Below are 14,295 nucleotides of genomic sequence, written 5' to 3'. Positions count from 1 at the left end.
CTTACCCTCTTACTTTGCATAGGCAACAGAACGTGTCTCGCGAATTACCGTAATCTTAACCTGACCCGGATAAGTCATTTCGTTCTGAATCTTCTCTGCAATCTCAGAGCTTAGCTTCTCGCTCTCTACATCGTCCATCTTATCAGCACCAACGATGACGCGAAGTTCTCGACCTGCCTGTATTGCGTATGTCTTTGTCACACCTGGATAGCTCATTGCAATAGCTTCCAAATCGTTCAATCGCTTAATGTAAGCTTCAACTATCTCACGACGAGCACCGGGACGAGCACCGGAAATAGCATCGCAAACCTGTACAATCGGTGCAAGAAGTGTTGTCATTTCTACTTCATCATGGTGGGCAGCAATAGCATTGCAGATATCTGGTTTCTCCTTATACTTCTCTGCAATCTTGCCACCGTAGATTGCGTGCGGCAGATCAGTCTCTTCATCTGGCACTTTGCCAATATCATGCAACAAACCTGCACGCTTTGCTTTCTTTGGGTTCAAGCCTAATTCGCTTGCCATAACTGCACAAAGGTTTGCGGTTTCCCGAGCGTGTTGAAGAAGATTCTGCCCGTATGAGGAACGATATTTCATCTTACCTACAATGCGAATCAACTCTGGATGCAAGCCATGAATACCAAGGTCGATAGCTGTACGCTTACCTGTTTCGATGATTTCATTATCAAGCTGCTTCTTAACTTTCGCGACAACTTCCTCAATGCGTGCAGGGTGAATACGTCCGTCTGCTACCAGCTGATGAAGTGCCAAGCGGCAAACCTCACGGCGAACTGGGTCGAAAGCTGAAATAACGATTGCTTCTGGCGTATCATCTACAACGATTTCTACTCCTGTTGCAGCCTCCAAAGCACGGATATTACGACCTTCACGACCAATAATGCGACCTTTTACCTCATCGCTATCAATATGGAAAACACTTACAGAGTTCTCTATAGCTGTTTCAGTTGCAACTCGCTGTATAGTCTGAATAACAATCTTCTTTGCCTGCTGGTTCGCATTGAGTTTGGCTTCATCAACTATTTCGTTGATATAAGAAGCTGCATCCAACTTCGCTTGATCCTTCAAGCTCTCAATCAAACGCTCCTTTGCGTCTTCAGAGCTAAGTCCAGAAAGCTCTTCTAACTTAATGCGCTCCCTCTCCTGCATCTTTTCAAGATCCTGCTGCTTAACCTGCAACAACTTCTTCTCATTATCAACACGCTGCTGTTGATGGTCAACATCCTGTTTGCGACGATTGAGATCTTCCTGACGTTGATTGAGCGCAACCTCACGCTGCTTCAATCTATTCTCCCCTTGTTGAATCTTCAAGGTACGCTGTTGGACTTCCTTTTCGAGTTCACTCTTCTTATTAAGGAATTTCTCTTTAACCTCAAGCAATTTCTTTTCTTTAATAACCTCTGCCGCTTTCTCCGCCTCTTTTATCGTGTCTTTGTACTTCCCTGTAAGGATATAACGGAAAATAGCAAATCCACCTGCACAACCAGCAGACAAACAAAGCACAGCGATTATAACTGTAACAATCGGACTCATTTATTTTTCTTTTTTGATTTTATAGTTAATATTCTCGCTATTTCTTTAATACTTCCTCAATTTCTGAAGTGAGTTTACCGAGAATATCATTGAATGGAGCTGTGTCATTACGTACTCCTTCTTTCTTATATTTCAAAGCAATATCAAGCATTGCCATGTACATAATATCCTTATCTCCCTTTTTACCTTTGAAAAGAGTAGAGTAAGTATTGACGGTATCAGTAATGAGTTTGGCTGCAGAACGATAATACTCCTCATCGTCACGCGGGACGTTTACAGAAAGTTCTGTATCATAAACATGCAACCTTATATGTAGTTTATCGTCTGCCATTATATTCTGGATTATTTCTCACTTAGAAGTGTAATGCACTTGTTAACATCTCGGATAAGTTTGGCAACACGCTTTTGTGCGCTTTCCATATCCCCATCAGTTACTTCGAGCATCTTTGCCATCTTCAACGAATTATAGTCAGCTTCTGCTTGGGACAACTCTTCTTGCAGTTGTTTAATCTCCTGCTCACGCTGGTCAACAAGTGCATATAGCTCGTCATTCTCTTTCTTCAGTTCTGCATACTGAAGAATCATCTGACGCACACGAGTTGCAAACGTATTTAGAGTTTTCTCATTTGATTCCATGACTACCTTATTCGTTTGGGCTACAAAATTACATTAAAGTTTCTATTTAAGCAAATATACGCTTAACTATTTTGATGCCGTTTGCTCTGCTGGTTTAGGCTCCTTCTTTGCCAACATAACAATCTGATAAACGAAATCTGTAGTCCATTTTCTACTAAAACGAAGTCGCTGATTATATTGTCGAACAGCTACTACAGCTTTGATAACACCAGCATCAGAAAAGTCATTCTTGTCATAAATATCATTTACAGTCTTCTCTGTCATGGTATAAATTGCTTTCTTGAAGAAGCCAGGAACACGCAACTTAAACTTCATCAAATTACCAATTAGCATCATTAAGTCTTGTGTGAAACCTTGGAATTGATAAAGATAAGGCTGTACATCTTGCATCTTCTTGCAATTCTTCTTAATGCTAGCGTCTATCTCATCAAAGAAATTATCATCGACTTTATATAGGCTTTTCATTGTTTTCTTTACGCTAGCCATTTCTCCTAAGCCCAACTTATTGCGTAAGGTCGGAACATGAAATGTTTGCTTATATGTACGCAGGTCGGGAAGCATTGCCAAATTATTGATACCAAGGCGAGAGGCAAGTACAGCTTGGAAATAAACCCTAATGAGAGTCATATAATCTTCCATTCCTCCAGACTTTGCTGTTTCATCACTACTTTTACTAAAAAGCTTTGAAAAGAATCCCATGTTCTTATATATTGTTTTTAAGTTATTACAACGTATTAAAATCTTCTATTCGATTGCAAAGTTAATAAAAAAACTAAGAAAGCACACTCTTAATGTATGTTTTATCATTTAGAGGTATTTAAATTAGATTTAATTTCTTATCTTTGCATTCGTTATATACGCATCGTTGAATGAGGAATTATTTGCATGATAAACTCATAAGAGCTGACCTATTCAATTCCATTATTCTTCCCTGCTCATAATAGCAACTAAATTGATAAGCAAAATATAAAACGAACTGATTTATGAAAGGAATAGTTCTGGCAGGCGGTTCCGGTACACGCCTCTATCCAATAACGAAAGGAATAAGCAAACAGCTTATACCAATATTTGACAAGCCAATGATTTATTATCCTGTATCAGTATTGATGTTAGCAGGAATTAGGGAAATTTTAATTATTTCTACTCCGCATGATTTACCTGCGTTCAAGCGATTGCTTGGAGATGGTAGTTCTTTTGGTGTAAAGTTCGAATATGCAGAGCAACCTTCACCTGACGGGTTGGCACAGGCATTCCTTATTGGCGAGAAGTTTATTGGAAATGATTCTGTATGTTTGGTTTTAGGAGACAATATCTTTTATGGTGCTGGCTTCAGCAGTCTATTACATAATAGTGTTCGCAGAGCAGAAGAAGAGAATAAAGCAACCGTCTTCGGCTATTATGTCAATGATCCAGAAAGATATGGCGTTGCCGAGTTCGATAAGAATGGAAAGTGTCTTAGCATAGAAGAAAAGCCTGAACATCCGAAGAGTAATTATGCTGTTGTGGGACTCTATTTCTATCCAAATAGCGTTGTAGAAGTTACCAAACATATTAATCCATCTGCACGTGGAGAACTAGAGATTACGAGTGTAAATCAAAAATATTTGGAACAGGACACATTAATGGTTCAAACTCTTCAGCGTGGTTTTGCATGGCTAGATACAGGAACGCATGATAGTCTTTCCGAAGCAAGTACTTTCATTGAATGCATTGAGAAAAGACAGGGACTCAAAGTCGCATGCCTTGAAGAAATCGCATATAAGAAAGGATGGATAACTGCCGAGCAATTAAAAGAAGAAGCTCAACCTATGGCAAAAAACAATTACGGTAAATATCTACTTGAATTGATAGAACAAAGATAAGGCTCAAGTCTCATTTATCAGATGAAACAAAAAACAAAACAAATATGGAAGAAACAACAAAACTAGAACTAGACAAGGAACAAGAGAAGCAAGGAATAGCTTCTTTCTTTGACTTTGCGGCTCTTTATCGAACTGTGATCCTTAATTGGTATTGGTTCGTACTTTCACTAATTATCTTTGGTGGAATTGGAGCTATTTATTTAAGGTACACAACTCCTTTGTATCAATCAACTGCAAAATTACTTATTAAAGATGAAGACAATAACAGTAGACGTGGTTCTTCGTTACAGAACATGTCAAATCTTGGAATCATCTCTAATTCAACAGGTGTTGATAATGAAATGGAAATTCTTTCGTCTCATTCTATTGCAGAGGATGCAATCCGTGATTTAAAGCTGTATGTGAATTATACGACAGAAGGAAAGGTTAAGGATATTATAGCATACCGTGACCAACCTTTAACTGTTGACATTGATGCTGCTCACTTGGATAGATTGAATAGACCTATCAACCTTAATATAACAAAGAAAGGTTCTTCATATATTGTTACTGGTACGTATTCTGTTCCAACAAATGAGGAAAATATAGAAGGACCTTTCTCCATAAATAAGAAGTTTACAAGTCTACCAGCAACTATCCCTACACGTGCAGGTATCATTACCATTAATTCTAATAATGGAAGAACATTACAGGAAGCACAGGTACTAAAGGTAAATATCGTATCTCCAAAGATGGCATCTGATAAGTATGTTGGTGAACTACAGATAGCTCCTAGTGCCAAAGGAACCTCTATCGTACAACTACAATTGACAGATGAAGTCCCACAACGTTCATTAGATTATCTGAAGCAACTAGCTATTGTTTATAACCGTCAGGCAAATGAGGATAAGAATGTAGTTGCACACCAAACAGAGAAGTTTATTAACTCACGTTTGGAGAAGATTAATGCGGAATTAGGTAAGACCGAAGGTGAACTTCAGAACTACAAGCAAAGAAATGGCATGGTAGAACTGAAGATGAATGCCAGCAACTCTGTTACCAATCAAAACGCATCAGAACAGAAACTTGCAGAAATGGAGACTCAAATTGAGCTCTTTAACACAATTGCTCGTGAAGTTGAAAGTTCTTCACGTAATCTTTCGCAGGTTATTCCTTCTAATGTAGGATTGGACGATGAAAGCTCAACAGCATTGATTAATAAATACAATGAGTTAGTACTCGAGCGTAATCGACTTCTTCGTAGTGCATCAGAAAGTTCACCCGTTGTTGAGCCACTCACCGCTCAAATCCGCGATTTGAATTACAACATTCGTCGCGCCATTGCTTCTGCACGCCGAAACCTACAGATTCAGCGTGATGCACTCTTGACACAGGTTGATAAATATACGAACGAAGTAGAGGAAACGCCTCAACAGGAACGTATGTTGACACAGATTGGTCGTCAACAAGAGGTAAAGTCTGGTCTTTACTTGATGTTACTTCAAAAGCGTGAGGAAAATAGTATTTCTCTTGCAGCAACAGCCGACAAAGGTAAACTGATAGATGACCCACAACTGAACGGACAGGTTAGTCCGAACTCTACATATATAATGTTGATTGCACTTGCTATCGGTTTGACAATCCCTGTAGCAATTATCTTACTCATTCAACTCTTCCGTTACAAGATTGAAGGTCACGATGATGTTGCACGCCTTACCAAGTTACCAATTATCGCGGATATTGCAATTGCAAGTAATTCGGCAAAAAGCAAGGCAGGCATCGTTGTCCATGAGAACCAGAATAACCAAATGGAAGAAATATTCCGTGCTCTACGTACCAACCTCCAATTCATGTTGCACGAGGGCGAGAAAGTTGTTCTCTTCACTTCATCAACATCTGGAGAAGGTAAAACCTTTACAGCCTCCAACCTTTCTGTCAGCCTCGGACTCCTAGGCAAGAAGGTTATCTTAGTAGGTCTTGACATCCGCCGCCCACGTTTGGCAGAGCAATTTGGTATTAAAGACCACAAACATGGTATCACCAATCTGCTTGTAAAAGATAATCCAAACGCAGAAGATGTAGAGGCACAGATTCTACCTTCAGGCGTAAACAAGAACTTGGATCTTCTCATGGCTGGTCCTGTTCCTCCTAACCCTGCCGAGCTTATCGCACGCAGTTCGCTTGAAACAATCATCGCAATTCTTAAAGATAAGTATGATTACATCATGATTGATACCGCCCCTGTTGGTTTGGTTACCGATACACTACAAATTGGTCGTATTGCAAACGCTACCATCTACATGTGTCGTGCGGATTATACACCAAAGGCTTCCTTTGGAATGATTAATGCACTCGCAATGGAAGAGAAACTACCTAACATGGCAATGGTTCTCAATGGTGTTGACATGTCGAAGAAGAAGTACAGTTACTATTACGGCTATGGCAAGTACGGTAAATATGGACGTTACGGCTACGGCAGTGGCTATTCTTACGGCAAGTATGGCAACTATGGGAATTATGGATCATACGGAAATTATAGTAACAGCTATTATGGTGACAAAAACGATCACTCTGTAAAACGATAAGTAAAGAATGACAATAGCTATTGATTTCGATGGAACCATCGTAGAACATAGATATCCTAAAATCGGTGACGAAATTCCTTTCGCCACCGATACTTTGAAGATGTTAATCAAAGATGGACACCAACTCATCTTATGGACTGTGCGGGAAGGTGAACTACTCCAAGAAGCCATTGAATGGTGTCACGCACGGGGTGTCGATTTTTGGGCAGTCAACAAAGATTACCCAGAGGAGGAGAAAGAAAAGAACAATCATTTCTCTAGAAAGATTAAGGCAGACATGTTTATTGACGACCGCAATTTCGGAGGATTACCCGATTGGGGAACAATCTACCAAATGGTGACAAATCATGAAACATGGGAAAGCCGAAACTTCTCTAGTCACTCACTTGAGGACCAGAAACCGCCAGTGAAGCGTCATTGGTGGAAACTTTAAATTCAAGCATTATATTTTAAATGGAGAGAGAGGGTGTTCGTGATGAATATCCTCTCTTTTATTTATTAGGAATATGTCTTGCCTGTCCTTACTAAAGCTCAAAGGTCAGAGTTCAAAGGGTGGAAGGCAAAGCCCAAAGGTCAAAGTTCACAGTTCAAAAGTTAATGTTCAAATTTATATACGGTTAGCGGAAAATTTTTATTTGATATAAATTTATTTCTAACCTGTTCCCCGTAAATTTCTAACCGTATATAAATTTACGGGGAACAGGTTAGAAATTTATCGCAAACAGGTTAGAAATTTTACGCAAACAGCATATAAATTTATAGCCAACCGCATCTAGCAGCACAGGAATACGTATATAACAGCAACGGAATACGCATCCGGCGGAGGATAGATTAAAGAGTACTAAGAGATTCACAAAATTGTTCGCGAACAATCTGAAAAGAGTTCGCGAACTCTTTTTTGTGTGTCTTATGAGGCTGACTTTTCAGAGCCTACCCTTAAAAGCTAACATTGCTTTGTGAGGGATTGCCGATAATACGGAGGCACGAATCTCACGCGGTGAAAAACGATAAAAGCGATAATATAGTTGGAGCTTTCGATAAGTTGTAACGAGGAAATATTGACTCTTAAATCGGAAACTCCTATTATAACCATGAAAGCCGAAGTTACCACCGAACCAAACTATATCCATAAACAAAGAAATTGTGTCGGAAGATTCATTGACAGGAATAGGACATAGAGCAAACTTCTCATCCAAACCTAACAACTTTACCAATATCAACTGAATAGCATCAAAGGCTTTCCGAAAGTCTAGTTCATCCAGCCATTTATACAGCTGTTCTTTATCAATAACGTTATGATAAACTTTAAGAAGGATTGCAACATCACAGAATTGGCGCAAACCTACACCTAATTCTATCAGATGATGATAAAGATGCAGGAAGGTATAGAGGAGATTTAATGTCGGCTCTAATGTGCGGATAGAGGAGCCATTAACATTGACAAACGAAGGCTTGAGATTCTCAAAGATACGATTCCATATCTTTTGGGACTTATGGCTAGCAAATCTCATCAAGCAATGGTGCAGCTCCAATGTTATAGCGTTATGGTCTATTTCAAAATGCTGATCGGTTGGTTCAACATTAATATTAATTCCCCAATCATGCGCGATAGCAGGGATAACCTTTGCTATATTCTTTTTGTCACAATAGAAATCAATATCACCTGGTGTACGCGAGAAAGGATCAGGATAATAGATACCTATAGTTTGCCCTTTTACAACAATCGCATCTATTTTATTCTTATCCAACAGACAATGCAACCTTTCCAACTCTGCATTCAATGCTCTATTGCTTTTCGCTATAGTACCTTGAATCGTCAGGATTTTAAGTACATCCTGTCTCTCTAACTGTACGTCATTACGAATCAAACTTGCTGCAAGTATTCCTAACATTGCTTGCTTTGAGGCAATATCGTAAACGGCAGTAAACTCGGAATGAGACAAACTCAAATCTAAAGGAGTTTGCCATAACTCACTTTTTACTAGGCTCAGGAATATAGAATAGGCTTTATCCATTATTTATTGCTTACAGTCTGTTTGTCCAATACGGAATACTTGCTATTGTTGCTTACATACTCGGGAACAATCTCTTTCATCTTTTCAACGATAGCCATATCATCGTAGGTGTGACTCAAAGAGATAAGGGAATTAATCTGAGCCTCAACTTCTTTGAAGTCATACTCTCGTACCTTTGCTATACGAATCTTCTCATGGAAACTAGGAAGAGTATTCTCTGTTGTGCTCAAAACCTCTTCATAGAGTTTCTCACCTGCACGCAAACCAGTGTACTTAATTTCAACGTTCTTTGCTCCAGAGAGTTTAATCATTCGTTTCGCCAAATCTGCTATCTTAACAGGTTTACCCATATCAAAGACGAATATCTCACCGCCAACACCATGCGTACCAGCTTCCAACACAAGTTTACAAGCCTCTGGAATGAGCATAAAGAAACGAATAATCTTCGGGTCGGTAACGGTAACAGGTCCACCTGCCTTAATCTGCTTTTCAAACAAAGGAATAACGGAACCATTAGAGCCTAATACGTTACCAAAACGAGTTGTTACAAATTGCGTCACAGGTTTACCATTAGCTTCTTCGTTGATCATTTTGTTTAAGCTCTGGCAATATATCTCACAGATTCGTTTAGAACAACCCATCACATTCGTTGGATTTACAGCTTTGTCTGTAGATATCATAACAAACTTCTTAACGCCATACTTAACACTTAAATCCGCAATGACTTTCGTTCCCCAAACATTATTTTGAATACTCTCTGATGGATTGTTCTCCATCATTGGCACATGCTTATAAGCGGCGGCATGGAACACGTAATCAGGCTTATAAGTTTGGAAAATCTTTTCCATACGATCAGCATTAGCAATACTTGCAACTATCGTATGTGCTTTGATGTTAGGCCACTCAAAGTGCATCATCAATCGAATATTATGTTGTGGCGTTTCGGCTTGATCAATAAGTATCAATTCGGCAGGATTATAAATGGCAATCTGGCGTACCATCTCTGAACCAATACTTCCCGCAGAACCTGTAATCATAATCTTCTTTCCACGCAGAAGAGCACCGATAGAATCCATATCTACACGAATCTGATCACGTGGGAGAAGATCCTCAATACTAATCTCTTTTAGTTGTACATCTGAATAATCATCATCTTGACTCCACTCCTTTTCACCTGAACTCATGAAGATTCGAACACCTTGACTTAACAAGATATCTTGTAGCTTTTGGTCATCACGGAAACGTTCATTCTGTAAAGGAGAAACTAAGACAGCCTTTATTTTCAAACTCTTAATGTGCTCGGCAAGATCGTCATCAACCATATATACCTTCTGCCCCATCAATATACGCCCCTTGAAAGAGGAATCATGAGCAATAAAACCTTTCAAAGCAAACTTTTGAGGTTTTACAATACGAATACTCTTGGCTAGTCCAATACCACCACCATTCACACCATAGATAAGCGTGCGCATGGCATTATCGGTACTGAAGACAACATCATATAGAGACTTTACGACTATTCGGAATGACATCATTCCAATTGTCGCAACAAGATACATAGCTGCAATCTGTCGCCCTTGAAGTCGTTTGAAATCGAGATCCCAATAATAAATAACATAATGCATGGCTTCAGCAACAATTAAAGAAGATAACATTGCTAAACCCACACGCTGTAAATCAACAAAAGAGGAGTATCGAATGATTCCTGAATAGGTATGGAAGATTCTAAAACCTATCAGGTTGAAAATCATGTAAACAAAGATAGTCTTTGATAATAAGGCGATATTGCCAAAAGCAACCGCACCATGAGAATACAACCAAAAGACGAATAAACCTGAGAAATAACAGATAAGGATATCAATGGCTAAAATAACCCAATAAGGCAAAGCATTGGCAGATAAATACCAATTCCAAAGTTTCTCAATTACTTTCATATTCAATATATTGTCGTTATTTCAAAAAGTGTATCACAAAGAAAGAACTAAGAGATACACGAAACTTACCATTTAATTTTAGAATGCAAATATAGATAAAAAAATGCAATCTACCACACATCTCACAACTTATTTATCTCAACTTCATAAAATCGATTGATTTTATCATCTTACATCCATTTGAATGTGGTAAAGACCTCCATAGAGATTGGGCTGATGCGTAAAGGTAATAAGAACAGATCGGGAGCCGTCACTAACCTTCGAACTCTTAGGCTCTAAGATAAAGTTACCATCTAAGGATTGATAATCTCCTCCACCTAAAACATGATAACCACCCTCAATAGCTTGCCGAGCAAATGATAACATTTCATCCGATGACCAAGTAAATAGGTTAATGCGTTCTAATATTAATTGATTATCAACAAAGGTACCTAAATAGCCTATCTGCCGTGGTTGTTTGCCTACGACCTTATCTTGACCTGTTTGTTCATCATAATACATATTGTGATGGAAGATAATCTCTTTCTGAGTACTATATCCATTGATGGTTTGTGAATCTTTCAACGCAAACACTTTACTCAACGCAACCAAAGATGGCATATCCTTCAAACGTTCAGTATCATCTAATAAGAGGTGACATAAGTAAGGGAATGGAAACAAACATTCATCTGGAATACTTGTCGTCCTTACCTTACCTTTCTTAGGGGAATTACCTTTCGATGGTTCCGTAACAACTGCTGGTGCATCTGGATATTTCACTTCTGCTATCAATCGCTCTTCTTCTGTCATTTCTTTGGAAACTTTCTGTTGAGGAACTGATGCTCTATTCACTTGTTGACTCTCATCCTTCTTTATTATAGAAGATGTAACTTTACTTGCAGGGACTTCACGCTTTTCAATCTTCTTGTTTTCGCCATTTGATGCGTTTACCTGTATAGACTGCGCCATAGTTACACGCTCCCTTACACGATACCGCTCACAAAACTCATCTTCATTCGTCACCTTATTTATATAGTAATCTTTACCTCCCTTTGAATCTGATATACGAGAGCCGTCACGCCAGATAGTTGTGTACTCTACCCTACCTTGTTCATTATAAGCATAACAAGGTCCATCTAAAACACCATTACGATAATTCAGTTTCATACCGACCTTCCCACTAGGAAAGAAAGAAAGGGCACGCCCATTAGCTACACCATTCTTATATTGCATTACAGACTCTACCCTACCTGACTTATAAAACGTACGGCACACTCCCTCTAACTTCGTTAGTTTATCATCTTGACGATTGATACTTATGTAATGCTTCTCCGCACGCAACTGCCCCGTAATGTAATAGTCATAGAACAACTTAGCCCCTCTATTATCTAGAGTAAGAACACGATAATACGCCGCCTTACTTTCCGTGGCAACTCCTTGCCAACGCGCATTATAGAAGATAGCATCCTTTGGTATATGCGTATGATTAGTTGTCTGTGCGAAACCAATAACAGCAACCATACACGTTAAGAAAAAGAAAAGTAGACGTTTCATATAGACTCTAATTTGGCTGCAAATATACTGCAACTAATGGGAATAAAAGAATTTTAATCAGTTTTTTCCTTAAAATGAATCTATATATCAAAACAAAATAGTATCTTTGTTGCGTTATCATACTACTACTTAAAAATCAACAAAACATGCCAGAAAAAGAAAGAAGTATCAAAGACTTTAAACAACTAATAAGTCTACTCAAAGAGAAACATATTTGTAAGCGTGCAGTTGTTGTATGGTCAGAAGATAGCCACACACAAGAAGCAGTCTCATTAGCTGCCCACGAAGGTTTTATAAAGCCCATATTGATATGCTCTGAAACTACACGGAATACTTTTGCCCAAAAGGAAGGCTTTGAGACTATTATTGTGGATTCCCCAGAAGAGGCATCACGTAAGGCTGTGGCACTTATCCGAGAGAAGCAAGCCGATATAATAATGAAAGGTTTTGTCAATACGGATGTCCTGCTACGCGCTATATTAGATAAGGAACTAGGTATATTACCTAAAGGGGCGGTCTTAACCCATATTGCTGTTGCTAAATTAGCAGAGTATAACAAACTAATATTCTTTACTGATGCAGCTGTAATTCCTTATCCTACTGATGAACAGCGTAAAGCTCAAGTCCAATATCTTGTTGACTTTTGCCATGCTTTCAACATCACTTGTCCTAAGATTTCTCTAATACATTGCTCCGAGAAGGTCGACACCAAACACTTCCCTCATACCGCAAATTATCTAACCTTAAAAGAAGATGCGAAAGCAGGAGTTTTTGGTAAGTGTGAGATAGATGGACCCTTAGATTTAAAGACCTCATGCTCTAAGGAAGCAATGGAGATTAAACAAATCAACTCACCTATCAACGGAGAGGCTGACGCACTTATCTTCCCTAATATAGAGTCGGGCAATCTATTCTATAAAACTATCACGCTCTTCTGTCATGCAGAGGTTGCAGGTGTACTTCAAGGAACAATGGCACCAGTAGTTCTCCCCAGCAGAGGCGATACTATTACTTCCAAGTTATATAGTCTTGCACTTGCAAGTCTCATAGTAAAATAAGGTTATTCCCCTTCCCAATATAACCCAATAAAACATTATGGCATACAAGATCCTAGCTATTAACCCAGGCTCAACCTCAACAAAAATCTCCTTAGCGAATGACGATGAACCTGTCTTTGTTGCAGACATACCCCATTCAAGAGAAGAACTAAGTACTTTCAAGAAGATTACAGATCAATTTCACTTTCGAAAGCAAGTTGTTATTGAAGAATTAAAGAAACGCAATATCCCTCTTGACTTTGATGCTGTTATCGGACGAGGCGGCTTAGCTAAGCCCGTGTCAAGTGGTGTATTCACCATTACGGAAGAAATGATACTTGACCAGCAACAAGCTATCCATCAGCATGCCTGTGACTTAGGTTGTATGATTGCAGACGAGATTGCACGTGACATCCCCGGTTGCAAAAGCTTTATTGCCGATCCTGGTGTAGTTGACGAATTAGAGCCCGAAGCCCGTATCTCTGGTTCTCCTCTAATGCCTCGTGCATGTATCTGGCACGCTTTGAATCAGAAAGCCATTGGTAGACGATACGCCAAAGATATAGGTACTAAATACGAGAAACTCAACCTTATCATCTGTCATCTTGGTGGTGGAATATCAATTGCCGCCCACAATCATGGTCGAGCCATCGATGCTAATAATGCCCTTGATGGTGAAGGTCCTTTCTCACCCGAACGTGCGGGTAGCCTTCCAGCAGCCGACTTAATACGCCTTTGTTTTAGTGGTAAATACACTGAAAGCCAATTACTAGGCAGAGTCAGTGGGCAGGCTGGTTTAATCGCACATCTTGGTACAAATGACCTAAGAGAGGTCATGAACTGGATCAAGGCTGGCGATAAACATGCAGAGTTAATCGTGTCAGCTATGATATGGCATGTTGCGAAGAACATAGTCGCAGAAGGGGCTGTTCTATATGGTAAAGTTGACGCCATCCTTCTCACGGGTGGAATGGCAAAGAGCGATTACATCATCGACCGCCTTAAACGTCGAATAGAATATCTTGCTCCAGTGCATGTTTATCCTGGTCAAGATGAGATGCTCGCATTAACAGAGAATGCCTTGGCTGTCTTACGTGGAGAAAGAGTAGCTAAAGACTATTGATTCACATTCAATTGATTTACAAAACACCTAAACTATAGTT

12 protein-coding genes are annotated in these 14,295 nt (G+C 39.3%); 5 read left to right on the top strand and 7 right to left on the bottom strand.

Annotated features, from left to right (window positions below; all coding sequences use genetic code 11):
• Positions 1-9 precede the first annotated feature (9 nt).
• The 4 genes from rny to J5A55_RS02965 form a co-directional block, all read right to left on the bottom strand.
• Positions 10-1,551, bottom strand: a complete 1,542-nt coding sequence (gene rny / locus J5A55_RS02980; protein ID WP_004382741.1) for a ribonuclease Y — start codon at positions 1,549-1,551, stop codon at positions 10-12.
• A 37-nt stretch (positions 1,552-1,588) separates the two neighbouring features.
• Positions 1,589-1,882, bottom strand: coding sequence for a cell division protein ZapA (locus J5A55_RS02975; RefSeq protein WP_004382740.1), 294 nt, complete (start codon positions 1,880-1,882; stop codon positions 1,589-1,591).
• Positions 1,883-1,893: 11 nt separating this feature from the next.
• Entirely contained in the window at positions 1,894-2,187 is a 294-nt protein-coding gene (locus J5A55_RS02970) for a hypothetical protein (protein WP_004382739.1), read from the bottom strand.
• 66 nt (positions 2,188-2,253) lie between these two features.
• Positions 2,254-2,886: a hypothetical protein gene (locus tag J5A55_RS02965; protein WP_004382738.1), complete on the bottom strand. Its 633-nt coding sequence runs from the start codon at positions 2,884-2,886 to the stop codon at positions 2,254-2,256.
• A 284-nt stretch (positions 2,887-3,170) separates the two neighbouring features.
• Between J5A55_RS02965 and rfbA the strand changes: the two genes are divergently transcribed.
• Genes rfbA through J5A55_RS02950 form a run of 3 tightly spaced genes read left to right on the top strand, consistent with a single transcriptional unit; the run spans position 3,171 to position 7,046 of the window.
• Complete coding sequence (rfbA, locus tag J5A55_RS02960) at positions 3,171-4,049, top strand: glucose-1-phosphate thymidylyltransferase RfbA (protein WP_004382737.1); 879 nt, start codon at positions 3,171-3,173, stop codon at positions 4,047-4,049.
• 44 nt (positions 4,050-4,093) lie between these two features.
• Positions 4,094-6,613, top strand: a complete 2,520-nt coding sequence (locus tag J5A55_RS02955; protein ID WP_004382736.1) for a GumC family protein — start codon at positions 4,094-4,096, stop codon at positions 6,611-6,613.
• Between the two features lie 7 nt (positions 6,614-6,620).
• On the top strand, positions 6,621-7,046 hold the full coding sequence (locus J5A55_RS02950; protein WP_004382735.1) for a BT0820 family HAD-type phosphatase: 426 nt from the start codon (positions 6,621-6,623) through the stop codon (positions 7,044-7,046).
• 490 nt (positions 7,047-7,536) lie between these two features.
• Here the strand turns inward: J5A55_RS02950 and J5A55_RS02945 are convergent, their stop codons facing one another.
• The 3 genes from J5A55_RS02945 to J5A55_RS02935 all read right to left on the bottom strand — a co-directional run bounded on the left by J5A55_RS02945 (position 7,537) and on the right by J5A55_RS02935 (position 12,062).
• A complete protein-coding gene (locus tag J5A55_RS02945) occupies positions 7,537-8,628 on the bottom strand; it encodes a nucleotidyltransferase domain-containing protein (RefSeq protein WP_004382734.1) in 1,092 nt (363 codons plus the stop codon).
• Positions 8,628-10,562, bottom strand: coding sequence for a polysaccharide biosynthesis protein (locus J5A55_RS02940; protein WP_004382733.1), 1,935 nt, complete (start codon positions 10,560-10,562; stop codon positions 8,628-8,630). Before J5A55_RS02940 ends, J5A55_RS02945 begins: the two co-directional genes overlap by 1 nt.
• Before the next feature lie 165 nt (positions 10,563-10,727).
• On the bottom strand, positions 10,728-12,062 hold the full coding sequence (locus tag J5A55_RS02935) for a toxin-antitoxin system YwqK family antitoxin (RefSeq protein ID WP_004382732.1): 1,335 nt from the start codon (positions 12,060-12,062) through the stop codon (positions 10,728-10,730).
• A 179-nt stretch (positions 12,063-12,241) separates the two neighbouring features.
• On the opposite strand from J5A55_RS02935, the gene J5A55_RS02930 reads away from it, so the two are divergent.
• Complete coding sequence (locus J5A55_RS02930; protein ID WP_004382731.1) at positions 12,242-13,153, top strand: phosphate acyltransferase; 912 nt, start codon at positions 12,242-12,244, stop codon at positions 13,151-13,153.
• Between the two features lie 37 nt (positions 13,154-13,190).
• On the top strand, positions 13,191-14,255 hold the full coding sequence (gene buk / locus J5A55_RS02925; protein WP_004382730.1) for a butyrate kinase: 1,065 nt from the start codon (positions 13,191-13,193) through the stop codon (positions 14,253-14,255).
• Positions 14,256-14,295: the final 40 nt, after the last annotated feature.

It is taken from the genome of Prevotella veroralis (assembly GCF_018127765.1).
In the GTDB taxonomy this organism is placed as follows: Bacteria; Bacteroidota; Bacteroidia; order Bacteroidales; family Bacteroidaceae; genus Prevotella; species Prevotella veroralis.
The sequence above is the reverse complement of the archived record's forward strand: the minus strand, read 5'-3'. Positions and strand labels throughout refer to the sequence as shown.